At 67.1% G+C, this 13027-nt stretch carries 15 protein-coding genes; 10 read left to right on the top strand and 5 right to left on the bottom strand.

The window, feature by feature from the left end:
- Window positions 1-60: 60 nt before the first annotated feature.
- Window positions 61-672, bottom strand: a complete 612-nt coding sequence (locus tag OU998_RS02875) for a sigma-70 family RNA polymerase sigma factor (protein ID WP_267515342.1) — start codon at window positions 670-672, stop codon at window positions 61-63.
- Window positions 669-872, bottom strand: coding sequence for a NepR family anti-sigma factor (locus OU998_RS02880; protein WP_267515343.1), 204 nt, complete (start codon window positions 870-872; stop codon window positions 669-671). The genes OU998_RS02875 and OU998_RS02880 overlap by 4 nt, the downstream gene beginning before the upstream one ends.
- A gap of 201 nt (window positions 873-1073) precedes the next feature.
- Here OU998_RS02880 and OU998_RS02885 point away from each other — a divergent pair, with 201 nt between their 5' ends.
- The gene (locus OU998_RS02885) at window positions 1074-1868 is read left to right on the top strand and encodes a response regulator (RefSeq protein ID WP_267515344.1); all 795 of its coding nucleotides are present in this window, start codon (window positions 1074-1076) and stop codon (window positions 1866-1868) included.
- A gap of 60 nt (window positions 1869-1928) precedes the next feature.
- Here the strand turns inward: OU998_RS02885 and OU998_RS02890 are convergent, their stop codons facing one another.
- Window positions 1929-2279: a hypothetical protein gene (locus OU998_RS02890; protein WP_267515345.1), complete on the bottom strand. Its 351-nt coding sequence runs from the start codon at window positions 2277-2279 to the stop codon at window positions 1929-1931.
- A gap of 341 nt (window positions 2280-2620) precedes the next feature.
- On the opposite strand from OU998_RS02890, the gene OU998_RS02895 reads away from it, so the two are divergent.
- Window positions 2621-3649, top strand: a complete 1029-nt coding sequence (locus OU998_RS02895; protein ID WP_267515346.1) for an NADP-dependent oxidoreductase — start codon at window positions 2621-2623, stop codon at window positions 3647-3649.
- A gap of 9 nt (window positions 3650-3658) precedes the next feature.
- Window positions 3659-4066, top strand: a complete 408-nt coding sequence (locus tag OU998_RS02900) for an acyl dehydratase (RefSeq protein ID WP_267515347.1) — start codon at window positions 3659-3661, stop codon at window positions 4064-4066.
- 56 nt (window positions 4067-4122) lie between these two features.
- Here the strand turns inward: OU998_RS02900 and OU998_RS02905 are convergent, their stop codons facing one another.
- A complete protein-coding gene (locus tag OU998_RS02905) occupies window positions 4123-4899 on the bottom strand; it encodes a SapC family protein (RefSeq protein WP_267515348.1) in 777 nt (258 codons plus the stop codon).
- A 110-nt stretch (window positions 4900-5009) separates the two neighbouring features.
- Window positions 5010-7046, bottom strand: coding sequence for a TonB-dependent receptor (locus OU998_RS02910; protein WP_267515349.1), 2037 nt, complete (start codon window positions 7044-7046; stop codon window positions 5010-5012).
- Window positions 7047-7153: 107 nt separating this feature from the next.
- Here OU998_RS02910 and OU998_RS02915 point away from each other — a divergent pair, with 107 nt between their 5' ends.
- The 7 genes from OU998_RS02915 (at window position 7154) to OU998_RS02945 (ending at window position 12972) form a co-directional block, all read left to right on the top strand.
- Window positions 7154-7651, top strand: coding sequence for a Fur family transcriptional regulator (locus tag OU998_RS02915; RefSeq protein ID WP_267515350.1), 498 nt, complete (start codon window positions 7154-7156; stop codon window positions 7649-7651).
- A gap of 2 nt (window positions 7652-7653) precedes the next feature.
- The gene (locus OU998_RS02920) at window positions 7654-8589 is read left to right on the top strand and encodes an alpha/beta hydrolase (RefSeq protein ID WP_267515352.1); all 936 of its coding nucleotides are present in this window, start codon (window positions 7654-7656) and stop codon (window positions 8587-8589) included.
- A gap of 168 nt (window positions 8590-8757) precedes the next feature.
- Complete coding sequence (locus OU998_RS02925) at window positions 8758-9354, top strand: nicotinate-nucleotide adenylyltransferase (RefSeq protein WP_420709826.1); 597 nt, start codon at window positions 8758-8760, stop codon at window positions 9352-9354.
- Between the two features lie 133 nt (window positions 9355-9487).
- Window positions 9488-9913 (top strand): ribosome silencing factor, encoded by a 426-nt coding sequence (gene rsfS, locus OU998_RS02930; protein ID WP_267515354.1) that lies wholly within the window; start codon window positions 9488-9490, stop codon window positions 9911-9913.
- Window positions 9914-9917: 4 nt separating this feature from the next.
- Window positions 9918-10382 (top strand): 23S rRNA (pseudouridine(1915)-N(3))-methyltransferase RlmH, encoded by a 465-nt coding sequence (gene rlmH / locus OU998_RS02935; RefSeq protein WP_267515355.1) that lies wholly within the window; start codon window positions 9918-9920, stop codon window positions 10380-10382.
- 1 nt (window position 10383) lies between these two features.
- A complete protein-coding gene (locus OU998_RS02940; protein WP_267515356.1) occupies window positions 10384-11463 on the top strand; it encodes a murein hydrolase activator EnvC family protein in 1080 nt (359 codons plus the stop codon).
- A gap of 138 nt (window positions 11464-11601) precedes the next feature.
- Window positions 11602-12972: a S41 family peptidase gene (locus tag OU998_RS02945; RefSeq protein WP_267515357.1), complete on the top strand. Its 1371-nt coding sequence runs from the start codon at window positions 11602-11604 to the stop codon at window positions 12970-12972.
- The last annotated feature ends 55 nt before the right edge of the window (window positions 12973-13027 follow it).

Raw genomic sequence — 13027 nt, forward strand, 5'->3', positions numbered from 1 at the left:
GCGCTCGACCTTGGGCCCGCGCCCGACGCCGCCGAATCTGGTCTCGTCCGTCACCGGGCTTCAGGACCGGGCGCCGGCCAGCCTGTCGGCCTCGCCGAGAATGGATCGCATGGCGTCGCCCGCCGCCTTGCCGTCGCGGCCGTAACCGCCCTTTTCCAGCGTAGCCTGCAAGGCGCGACGCGCGCGGCTGACGCGGCTTTTCACCGTGCCGACGGCGCAGCCGCAGATCTCGGCCGCTTCCTCATAGGCGAAGCCGCCCGCGCCGACCAGGATCAGGGCCTCGCGCTGCTCTTCCGGCAGGGTCTTCAGGGCCTGACGAAGCTCGTCCAGGGCGACGGGCGCTTCTGGATCATCGACCGCCACCAGCGTGCGCTCGGCGGCTTCCTGGTCCAGCTGCGACTGGCGCCAGGACCGGCGCTTCTCGGAGTAGAACTGGTTGCGCAAAATCATGAAGGTCCAGGCCTTCATGTTGGTGCCCATCTGATAGCTGGCGCGCGCGTCCCAGGCCTTCATCATGGCGTCCTGCGCCAGATCATCAGCCGCCGTCGCATCGCCGGTCAGGGTGCGCGCGAACGCCCGCAGATGAGGGATCAGCTGGACCAGTTCGCGCTTGAAGCCGTCGTCGTCTGCGGAGTCGGGCTTGGGCGCGGCGCCCAGGCGCGGCGAGCTCATGCGCCACCCCCCGGAGACTTGGCGTCTGCGCGCTTTAGAATTTCAAGAAACTCATCAGGCACGGGCTCGTTTACGATCTCGTCGAACATGTGGCGCAGCTTGACGCCTATCGCCTGTTGACGAAGCCGAGCTTCTTCGAGCCCCGCCTCCCCCGGTTTATCGACGCCTTTGCGCCGCGAGGAATCGGAAGAATCAATCATAGACAGAACACCGCCCACCCAACTGCAGTGCAGAAATGCAGGATCGATAACGTCCCTCTGCGCGGCGAGTTCCGGGGATTATGGAATAAATGCTCAAGCTTGGGCGCGGGAGCGGAACCGTGAGCCGGGTTGGACGTTTGCAATCGATGTAACGCTGCGTCCTGTGAGACGATCCAGCGGTTTTTGTCGGGGACTGACTATATGAGCCTTCTGGCCAGACTTGCGCCGCATCTGCCTTATGTTCGTCGCTATGCGCGGGCGCTTACCGGTGATCAGGCGACTGGAGACAATTATGTGCGTGTCGCGCTAGAGGCCTTGGCCGCCGGCGAGCAGCAGTTGTCGCCTGAGATGACGCCGCGGGTGGCGCTTTACCACGTCTTCCATGCCATCTGGTCCTCGACCGGCGCCCAGTTGGAAGACGGGCTCGCTGCAGAGAGCGGCTCCGACGCCTCCAGCCGATTGCTTCGCATCGCGCCACGGTCCCGTCAGGCCTTCCTGCTGACCGCGCTTGAGGGCTTCACGCCCTCCGAGGCCGCCCAGATACTGTCCGCCGATGCGCGGGACGTGGAACGCCTGATCGCCGACGCCCAGTCCGACATCGACGCCGAACTGGCGACCGACGTCTTGGTGATCGAGGACGAAGCCATCATTTCGGCCGACATCCAGAGCCTGGTCAAGGAACTGGGACACCGCGTCACCGGCACCGCTACGACGCACGAGGAAGCGATCGAAGCCGTCGCGCGTCACAAGCCCGGCCTGGTCCTGGCCGACATCCAACTGGCCGATGGTTCGTCCGGCATCGACGCCGTCAAGGAAATCCTGAAGAGCATGGATGTGCCGGTGATCTTCATCACCGCCTTCCCGGAACGCCTGTTGACCGGGGAGCGGCCCGAGCCGACCTTCCTGATCACCAAGCCTTTCCAGCCGGAGACGGTGAAGGCGGCGATCAGCCAGGCGCTATTCTTCCATCCTTCGCGACACAAAGAAGCAGCTTAATCCCAATAGGTCATGAGCTTCGGGTCCCGCGACGACGTCGCGGGACCTTTTTCTTGCCTGTTAGTTGGAGGGCGCGGTCGGCGCGTTGACGTTCGGAGTCTCTCCTGTGGGGGCGGGCCTTCCCTCGCCGGTCGGTCCGGTGGGGGCGTCGGCGGCCGGCGGGGTTGCAGCATCGCCCTGGAAGGCTTGAGCGTCTGTGGCCTGGTCGCCGTCATTGGCGTTTGTGCTCGATAGTCCGCCCTGGCTGAAGAACCAGATCCCCAAAAGCAAGACGGCCGCGGCGCCGCCGGAAATGATCAGCAGCCACAGAATCCGCGTGCCCGGTCTGCCTTGGCGGGTTGATTGAGCATTAACGGGCTGGTCAGCCTCGGACGGCTTTACAGTTCGTAGGGAAGGGTCTTGCTGCGTCATCTTCCGGGCTCCCGCATGTGTTGATGTTGCGAGATCAACGCGATGTGGAAACCGACGTTCCTGTTCGTTGCGGATTGGCCGATCGGTTCGAAGGTGCAAGCGGAAAAAAGCGCAACGCGTACGGAACCGCAAATGCAGGTCGTCGTTATCGGAATGCGGAGGCGGCGACGCCCCCCCGACTTGAGATTGGCGAAAGCCAATCTGTCGCCTCCGCGCCTCATTCTCGATGATGCCACTTCAAAGGCGGCCCTCAGGGGTCGCCTTTTTCTTTGCGGCGGCCTCGACCGTCGCGCGAGACCGGGCCACCATGGTCCTCAAAGAAAACCTGCGGAGGATAGACAATGACCTCGAATGGAAAGACCAATCGCCAGTGGGTGTTGCGCCAGCGACCCAAGGGCCTGATCCAGCCGGGCGACCTTGAACTGGTCGAGGGCCCGATCCCGGACATCAAGGAATCCGAGGTGCTGGTCCGCACCATCTATCTGTCGCTGGATCCGACCAACCGCACCTGGATGAATGATTCCGAGGGCTACCTCCCGCCGGTCGGCTTGGGCGAGGTGATGCGTGGCCTGACCCTAGGGATCGTCGAGCACAGCCGGTCGGATCGGTTCCGGGTCGGGGACCTGGTCATGCCCTCCTCGGGCGGCTGGGCCGACTACGCCGTCGTGCCGGAGGGCGGGCTTCGGCCGGTGCATCGTGCGTCCGGCCTGCCTTTGACGGCCAATATGTCAGTCTTGGGCATGACGGGATTGACCGCCTATTTCGGTGTCACGGACGTGTTGAAGGCCAAGGCGGGCGAGACGCTGGTCATCTCGGCCGCAGCGGGCGCCGTCGGCTCCATCGCCGGCCAGATCGCCAAACAGCGCGGTTGCCGGGTCATCGGCATCGCCGGCGGACCCGCGAAATGCGCCTGGCTGACCGATGAACTCGGTTTCGACGCCGCCATCGACTACAAGAACGAGGACGTCGGCGAGGCGCTGGATCGCCTGGCGCCGGACGGAATAGATCTGAATTTCGAGAACGTCGGCGGCGACATCATGATCGCCGTGTTCAACCGGCTGAAGGTGCACGGACGGATGGCCGTTTGCGGCCTGGTCTCGTCCTACAACGCCACCAAGGCGCCGCCGTCGCCGAACTTCGCCCGGATCATCACCCATCGCCTGAATGTTCAGGGCTTCCTGGTGCTCGACTACGCACCCCGCGCCCGCGAAATGGTCGCCGAGATGGGACCCTGGCTGGCGGACGGGCGGGTCAAGTGGAAGGTTCACGTCGATGACGGGCTGGAAGGGGCGCTGGACTCGCTGAACCGCTTGTTCACCGGCGATCATGACGGCAAGCTGCTGGTTCGCGTTTCCGAAGAACCCGCCTGAAGGATTGCCATGAGCGACCCCCTGCTCGTCCACTTTGAGGATCTGGATACAGGGCAGGTGGTGCCGCTGGGCGCCTGCGCTGTCGACGCCGCGGCCCTGGACGTCTTCGTCGAGCGGTTTGCGCCCGGTTGGGACACCGCCTACGGCGCGCCCGACGCCATGGTCTATGTGCTGTGGAGCCGCCTGGCCGCCGAAAAGTCCGGCGTCTGGGCCCAGACCAAGGTGCTGGCGGTGGACGGCCTGCGCTTCATGCGCAACCCGCCCCCGGGCGAGTTGCTGCGCGGGCGGATGACCGTGATGGGCAAGGATCCCGTCGGCGACGAAAAGGGGATCGTGATCGCGTCGCACGATCTGCTCGACGAGGCCGGGCGGCTGGTCTTCTCCTGCCTGACCCGGGCCCTGTTCGCGCGACGCTGAAACGAAAAACGCCCCGCCGGCGGACCGGCGGGGCGCTTGTTTTCAACGTGCAGGTCTTAGTTGACCGTGCCCGGCGCCTGGCGAAGGAAGGCCAGGGCGATCAGACGGTCCCAGCCCAGCAGCGACACCAGGTGGGCGTAGATCTGGCCCAGGGCGCCGTTGTCGCGCAGCTCGGCCAGCTTCTCGGCCGGCAGGGCCTTCAGCTTGTCTTCCGAGACGGCGTAGTATTCGGCCAGCTTCTGCGGTGCGCCCGGCGTGCCGTCGGGGTTGCGCGGCGTGAAGACGGCTTCACGCACGTCCAGCAGGTCCAGGTCCTGGATCAGCTTGACGAAGGCTTCGGTGCGCTGACGCTCTTGCTCGAAGTTGTTGCAGAACTCCATCGCCATGTTCGTGTAGTCGCTGGCTTGGCCATTGACGAACAGCGGGTTGGCGCCGCCTTCGGAGACGATCGGCGCGCCGCGGTCGATGCACAGGATCAGGCGCTGGTTCTGCTTGTCGTCAGCGAAGACGAACGGATAGCGGCGCACATAGGCAGGGATATAGGCGTCGGGGCGGAACTCGCCGTCATCGGCGACGAACAGGTTCTCGCCCTGACGCAGGCCCATGACCACGACGGGCTGGCGGTTCTCACCGGTGAAGATGACCGGATAGGACAGGGCGGCGGCGGCGAACTCGGTCACGGTCAGCGGCACGACATTGGTCTGGCCCACGAAGGCGTAGGGCTTGTCGGCCGGGCTGACGCCCAGGGCCCCGTGCAGGGCCGGATCCAGCGGCTCGGGGTTCTTGTAGAAGAGGACATTGCCTTCAAGCGGCGAGTTGGTCGTGTCGGTCATGAGAAGCCAGGCACTCTGGAATTGATTGAGGCGGGCCTTCTAGCCCAAGCCCGCCTCAGCGGCAAACGGCCTCACGGACTGGGGGATTCCGTGAGGCCGCGCCGACGGGGTCAGAAGGCGTAAGTGACGCCGACGCGCAGATTTCGGCCGGGCAGGGGCGCGATATCCTTCAGGAACGAGGTGTGCTCGCGCGCCTCCTCGTCGGTCAGATTGTGCGCCTCGGCGAAGACGGTGACGTTGCGGTCGGTAAACGGACGGACCGCGCCGCGCAGATTGACCATCGTATAGGCGTCGGTCGGCAGTTCATTGTCGGCCAGACGATCCTGTTCGCCGACGTGACGCACTTCGCCGGCCAGATCCCAGAGCTTGGACGTCCAGGCCAGACGGGCGGTGGCGGACCACGGCGGGATGCGCGCGGCCGGTCCCAGGTCGGTGTCGGCCTTGACGTAGTCCGCCGCGCCTTCCAGCGACAGCTTGCGGTCCCCGCTCTCCCACAGGGCATAGGCGGCTTCGGCTTCGAAGCCCTGGAACTCGGCGTCGGTCTGGACGAACTGATAGACTGGGAAGTACTCGTCCTCTTCCTCGAAATAGAACTGGTCGCCCGTCGCCCGCTCGTCGATGAAGCCGTCGTACCAGGACTTGTAGACATGCAGGTCGCCGGAGAAGGCGCCGCGATCATAGTGGACCGTGCCTTCCAGGGTCGTGACCTTTTCGGTGTCCAGGTTCACGTCGCCGGTCTCATAGGCGGCGGTGGCGATGTGGACGCCGTTGGCGAACAGTTCCACCTCGCTGGGCGCCCGCTCGGTGCGCGAGAGGCTGAGGCCCAGGAACAGCCCGGCCTGGGGCCGAATGAAGGCGGCGGCGCTGGCCGACCAGTTGTCGAACTCGCGCTCGACCTGGGCCGTTTCGCCGATCGGGGTGGCGGTCAGGGTGCGCCGATCATAGCGCAGTCCGCCCTCGAAGCCGTAGCGGCCCAGGTCGTAGCGCTGGACGGTGTAGAGGCCCTGTTCCTCGATCTTGACGGTCGGGACGAAGGCTTCTTCGCCGATGGCCTCGAAATTGCGCTCCAGGGCCTGGACGCCGACGGCGCCGTTCCAGCCGTTCTGCTCACGCTGGACCAGTTCGCCGCGCGTTTCCCAGCCGTCGGAGTTGAACACTGTGCCCGGCTCGCCCGGACCTTCGAATTCGGTGTGGGTATAGTCTGCGTGGCCGTAGGAGGCGCGGACCTTGGCGAACGGACCGCTGTCGAACCGGTATTCGCCGCGTCCGTCCCAGCGCTCCTGTTCAAGATTGATGAAGACCTCCGGCTCGGCGACGGTGCCGTACTCGCTCTCGGTCGACTTGTAAGACAGGCCGACGAAGCCCTTGTCGGCGATATAGGAGCCGCCGACGCCCCAGGCGTTCAGTTCGGACCAGGAGTTGGGCTGTTTGTCGCCCTCGCCGCGCGGCTCGCCGTCGCTGTTGGCCAGAACCTGCGAACGGGCGGCCGAGGGGATGTCATAGTCGTCGGTCTTGCGGGTCACGCCGCTGACGTTCAGGGCGAAATGCCCGGCGCCGACCGTGACGTGACCCGAGGCGCCGCGTCCGTCGTCGACGCTGGAATACTGGGTCGAGACTCGGCCCTCGATCCCGCCTTCCGGCAGGGTCTCAGGGATCCGGTTGTCGATGATATTGACCACTCCGCCGATGGCCGAGCCGCCGTAGACCAGGGTCGCGGGGCCGCGCACGATCTCGATCCGGCGGGCCTCGCCGGGGTCGGTGGCCACGGCATGGTCAGGCGAAACCGAACTGGCGTCGATCTGGCCTAGGCCGTTGGTCAGCACCTGGACGCGCGGGCCCGAAAGGCCCCGGATCACCGGCCGGCTGGCGCCCGGCGCGAAGTCGGTCGAGCGGATGCCCGGCATGCCGTTGACCAGATCGCCCAGCGAGGTCGCGGGGGCGATGGCCAGCTTCTGCTCATCCAGCACGTCGGTGGCGATTGTAGTGGCGCGCTGCGTCACGCCGAACGGGGTGGCGGTGATGATGACGTCATCAACGGTGGTCGGCTGTGCGGTCTGGGCGACGGCGGCGCCGCCCAGGGCGCACCAGGCGAGGGCGCTGGAGGCGACGGCGGACAGCAGCAGGGGGCGGGTGACAAAGGGTCGCATGGACGGCCTACTTTCGGGGAGAGGTAATGTTTTGTTATGAGATAACATCACGAGGCGTCAAGCGGTGATCGGTTGCGGTGACGCCGGTCAGTCATTAGCTGTGGCCTATGAGTTCCACCTGCGACCATGATCACGATCATTCCGGCCTGCACGGCGCGGCGCTGGCGCGTGCGCTGCAAGGCGCGGAGGCCCGTGTGGCCGAGGCGGGCGAGCGGATGACGCCCCCGCGTCGTCGCGTCTTGTCCCTGCTGCTGGAAACCGGAGAGCCGGTGAAGGCCTATGATCTGATCGCCCGTTTCGGCGAGGATGGTCAGGCGGCCAAGCCTCCGACCGTCTATCGCGCCCTGGAGTTTCTCGAACGCCAGGGCATGGCCCACCGGATCGCCTCGATCAGCGCCTATGTCGCTTGTTCGGGCGGCGCCGCGAACGGTGCGGCGCTCCACGCCGCCGCCTTCCTGATTTGTGACTGCTGTGGCGCGACGCGCGAGATCGCCGGCCCGGACCAGGGCGCGATAGACGCCGCCGCCGCCAGCGCCGGCTATGCGATCGCACGCACCACGATCGAGGCGCACGGGCTGTGTCTGGCCTGCCGCAAGGCTACTTGACCATGGACGTGGCTCGGATGTCGGCGCCGCGCCGGCTCAGTATTCCCATAGAAAACCACTGGGGCGGCGGGATGATGTCGGTGCTGGATTTCGGTGATCCGAACCGCCCGGTCGATCTGGTCTATTCGCACGCCAACGGCTTCAACGCCGCCACCTATCGCAGCCTGCTCTCGCCGCTCTCGGCCTCGCTGCGCATCTGGGCCCCGGATCTTCGGGGGCACGGCGCCTCGGGTTTGCCGGTGTTTGCGCGCCCTAAGGCCAGTTGGCTGGATCACCGCGACGATATTCTGGCGCTGCTGGAGGCGATTAATGGCCCGCCGGTGGTCCTGGCCGGCCATTCGATGGGCGGAACCGCGTCGCTGTTGGCGGCGGCGGAACGGCCTGACCGGGTCTCAAACCTGGTCCTGTTCGATCCTGTGATCTGGAATAGGGCGGCGGTCTTCGCCTTCAATCTTCCGTTCGCGCACCGGCTGATGGCGGGCATCCCCATCGCCAAGGCCACCCGGCGTCGCCGCTCGGTGTTTGATAGCCGCGAGCAGGCCCTGGCCGCCTATCGCGGTCGCGGCGCTTTCAAGGGGTGGCCCGACATGGTTCTCGCCGACTACCTGTCCGAGGGGCTGGTCGAGACGCCCGAGGGGCTGACCCTGACCGCCACCCCGGCCTGGGAGGCCGCCAACTATGCGGCCCAGGCGCACAATCCGTGGCGCGCCATGCGCCGCTACCCCGGTCCCATTCGCATTCTGAAGGCCGAGCACGGCGCGCTCACCTTCGTGCCGACATCGTCGAAAGGTCTGGGGCGGAAAGGTCTGGGGCCGAGCGGTCTGGGGCCGAGCGGTCTGGGCGAGGTGACGGTCGAGGTCGTGGCCGGCGCCGGCCACCTGTTCCCCATGACCCACGCCGACGTCGCCCGCGACGCCTTGTTCGAAGCCGCCGTCTAGATCGGGGCGGCTTCCCTTCTGGGGGGAGAAATCGGTATGCGGACCATCGCCCGCCATGATAAGGGCGCCGCTGAGCATAACTCCCCCGAGACGCGCCGCTTGTCCTTTTTTCACGCCGGTCCCGCGCCCAAAGGCGCCGGTCCCCGAACCGGGGGCTTGCGAGACGGTCTGATCCTGGCGCCGGGGATGAAGGTCGGCCTGTTCGGCGGCTCTTTCAATCCGGCCCACGACGGACACGCCCATGTGGCCGAGACGGCGATGCGTCGCCTGGGCCTGGACCGGGTCGTCTGGCTGGTCTCGCCCCAGAACCCGCTGAAGGACGCCCGCCAAAGCGCCCCCCTGGCCGATCGCATGGCTTCGGCGCGCGACCATGCCCACGGCCCCTCGATGATCGTCTCGGACTTCGAGACCCGCGCCGGCGTGGCCTGGACCGTCGACACCCTTCGCCTGCTGGTCGCGCGGCACCCCGGCGTCCATTTCGTCTGGCTGATGGGGTCGGACAATCTGGCCAGCTTCCACCGTTGGAGAGGCTGGACTGACATCATGCGTCTGATGCCCGTGGCGGTGATCGCCCGACCGGGCTCTCTGCTGGACAGTCGTACTGCGCCGGCGGCGGCGCGCTTTGCGACTTTCCGCGTTCCGGATCAGCAGGCCGGGCTGCTGCCGACCCTGGCGGCTCCGGCCTGGACCTATCTGACTGCGCCGCTGAATCCGCTGTCCTCGACGGCGATCCGAACTGCGAAAGCGCGCCGCGCGGGCTCGTGATCGGGGCGGCGGTTCACGTTGCGGCCCATTCGTGCTAGAGGACTGCTTTAGTCAACGCTCCTGGAGCCCTCCGCTGACCCCCTCGCCCGCGTATGATACGCAAGACGCCGCCGTTTCGAACACGGCGCACGAGATGGACACTATCGAACCTCTCCATTCCGACGACGGATCTGAATCCCCTCTGGCGTTCGGCGATTCCGCCCCGCGCCCGATCGGTTCGACCCCGCTCGAAGAAGCCCTGCTGAGCCGCCTCGACGAGGACAAGGCCCAGGACATGGTCCTGATCGACCTCAAGGGCAAAAGCGCCATGGCCGACACCATGATCGTCGCCTCGGGCCGGTCGCACCGCCACGTCGGCGCCATCGCCGACCACCTGTTGCGTACGCTTAAGGAAAACGGCTTGGGCAAGGCCAAGGTCGAGGGCCTGCCGCACTGCGACTGGGTTCTGATCGACGCCGGTGACGTGATCGTGCACCTGTTCCGCCCGGAAGTGCGCACCTTCTACAATATCGAGAAGATCTGGGCGGTCGATTCCGCCCACCGCATGGTCCGCGACTAGGACTGTGAGGCTGAGCATCGTCGCCATCGGCCGACCGGGCCGGGGGCCAGAGGCGACGCTCGCCGACGACTACGCCCGGCGCGCCACCCTCGCGGGACGCGCGCTGGGCCTGGGCCCCCTCGAACTGATCGATCTGGAGGCCCGCAAGCCGGGCAAGGCGCCGGAGGCCGAGCTGATCGTCGCCGCCGCCGAAGGTGCGCACCTGATCGCCTGCGACGAGCGCGGCAAGACCTATTCCTCGCGCGCCTTCGCCGACCATGTCGCCAAACTGCGCGACCAGGGCGAACGCCGCCTGGTCTTCGCCATCGGCGGTGCGGACGGGCTGGACGAGAGCGTGCGCGCCGCCGCCGCCTCGACCCTGGCCTTCGGTCCCCAGACCTGGCCCCACGCCCTGGCCCGCGCCATGTTGGCCGAGCAGCTATATCGGGCCGTGACCATTCTGGCCGGATCACCCTATCATCGCGATTGACATGGGTCGCGCCGCCACACTCTCCCTCGCCCTGCTGACGGGCCTCATCCTCGCCGCCCCCGCCGCAGGCCGGCAGGCGCCCGAGAGCGAACTTGCGCGAATCCAGGCCGAATATCGCGACGAGTCCGTGCGGGCGCGTCGCCTGCGCGCCGACGCCGATGCGGCCAAGTCAGAACTCGCGACGCTGGAGCGTCGGCTGGCCTCGCTGCGCGCCGACGAACAGACCGATGATCGCCAGATCGAGGATCAGCGCGCCCGCCTTCAGCAGCTCAGTGCGCGCGAGGCCGAACTGGTCACGAACCTGGCCCGCGAACGCGACGCCCAGGGCCGACTGCTCAGCGCTTTGCAGATGATGAGCCGCCGCCCGCCGCCGCCCCTGCTGGTTCCGGCGGACAAGGCGGTCGATACGGTGCGCGCCTCGATCCTGCTGAAGGCCATGACGCCCAACCTGGAGAAGCGCGCCAAGGCCCTGGCGGAGCGCCAGGCCGAGATCATGCGCATCCGACGTCTTGCGGTCCTGTCGTCCGAGCGGCTGCTGACCACCGAAAGCGCCCAGGGCGACCGCCGCGCCGAGATCGAGGGTCTGACTGCGCGCAAGACCGCCCTGACCGCCGTTCTGAACGCCGAGGCCCGCGCCGCCGAACGGGCCGCTCGCGTTCTGGAGGGCCGTATTCGCGAACTGGGCGGCGCAGTCCCGGCCGCAGCGACGACCGAGGTCGAGCCTTCCCGCCTGCCCGCAGGCCGCAGCCGCCTCAGCGCGCCGGTCCAGGGCGCGCCCAGCCAGACCTGGGGGGCGGGGACATCGGGCTGGCGCTGGCGCGCGGATCGGGCGGCCGTGGTCGCGCCCGCCGACGCCAAGGTCGCCTATGCCGGGCCTCTGACCGGCTGGGGCCAGGTGGTGATCCTGGATCTCGGCCCCGGTTGGCGGGCGGTGATCGCGGGGCTGGAGAGCGTGGATGTCGCGCCTGACGCCCGCGTCGCCGACGGCCAGTCGCTGGGGCGCAGCGGCCCGGACGGCGACATCTATTTCGAGCTGCGCCGCGAGGAACGCCCCATCGATCCCGGTCCCTGGCTGCGATGACCCGCAATAGAGCTTTGCAATCGGCTCTGACGCTGATTTTATCGGCATGACGCCGCGTCGCCACGATTTCGTCGTGTCTGCGGGGCCTTACCCTCCCAACGGGCGCCCATCATGATCGGCCCGACCGAAAGAGACCGAATGCGTAAACTGCTCCTCGTCGGCTGCGCCGCCCTGGTTCTCGGCGGCTCGGCCGCCGTCGCCACCAGCCAGACGCCCCGCAACGAAACCTTCCGCATGCTGGAGTTGTTCGGCGACGTGGTCGGCATCGTCGAGCAGGCCTATGTCGTCCCGGTCGATAACAAGAAGCTGATCGAGGCCGCCCTGGCCGGCATGATGACGGCGCTCGACCCCCACTCCAACTATCTGCCGCCGTCCAACTATGACGAGCTGCGCGAGCGCACCGAGGGCCAGTATTCGGGCGTCGGCCTGACCATCACCTCCGAAGGCGGCATGGTGAAGGTGATCTCGCCGATGGACGAGAGCCCCGCCGCCAAGGCCGGGGTTCAGGCGGGGGACGTGATTTCCTCCATCGAGGGTCAGAACGCGGCGGGCCTGACCGTCAGCCAGGTGTCCGAGAAGCTGCGGGGCGCGGCGGGCACCAGCGTGCGCGTCACCTTCCTGCGCGACGGCGAGGAGCCGCGCGAGGTCGTTCTGACCCGTGAAATCATCAAGGTCCAGTCGGTCACCGGCCGGGTCGAGGGCGACTTCGGCTATCTTCGCGTCTCGACTTTCAACGAAAACACCGGCCGCGAATTGACCGAGGCCATCGCCAAGATCAAGGCCGAGAAGCCCGGCGTGAAGGGCTATGTCCTTGACCTGCGCAACAATGGCGGCGGCCTGCTGAACGCCGCCATCGACGTGTCCGACGCCTTCCTGGAGCGCGGCGAGATCGTCAGCCAGCGCGGCCGCAAGCCCGAACAGATCCAGCGCTACTCCGCCAAGGCCGGCGACCTGACCGGCGGCCTGCCGGTGGTGGTCCTGGTCAATTACGGCTCAGCTTCGGCGTCCGAGATCGTCGCCGGAGCCCTGAAGGATCACCAGCGGGCGACCATCGTCGGCCTGACCAGCTTCGGCAAGGGATCGGTCCAGACGGTGATCCCGCTGCGCCAGGGTCAGGACGGCGCCCTGTCGATCACCACGGCCCGCTACTACACCCCGTCCGGCGCCTCGATCCAGAAGATCGGCATCGAGCCGGACCTCGAGGTCGCCCGGTCCGAGGCCGAGGCTCGGATCGTCTCGCGTTCCAGCTTCATCTACTCCGAGGCCGCCTTCGCCACCGCCCTGGACGCCTCCATCGGCGCCGAACGCAAGGGGCCGCACACGCCCTTCGAAGCTCCGGGCAAGGACTTCGACAAGGAGAAGGACTACCAGCTGCAACGCGCCCTGGACGTCCTGCGCGCCGGCGGCGACCTGTCCAAACTGTCCGCCCCGCCTGAGAATATCGTCGTGACGGAGCCGGGCTCCGAGCCGAAGACGGACGAAACTCCGGAAGAGACGCCCGAGGACTGATTTCGGCACGCAGGTTGCAATCTCCTCCCGCATGGGTCGCCGAGGCGGTCCGTGC

The organism is Brevundimonas sp. SL130, from assembly GCF_026625805.1.
In the GTDB taxonomy this organism is placed as follows: Bacteria; Pseudomonadota; Alphaproteobacteria; order Caulobacterales; family Caulobacteraceae; genus Brevundimonas.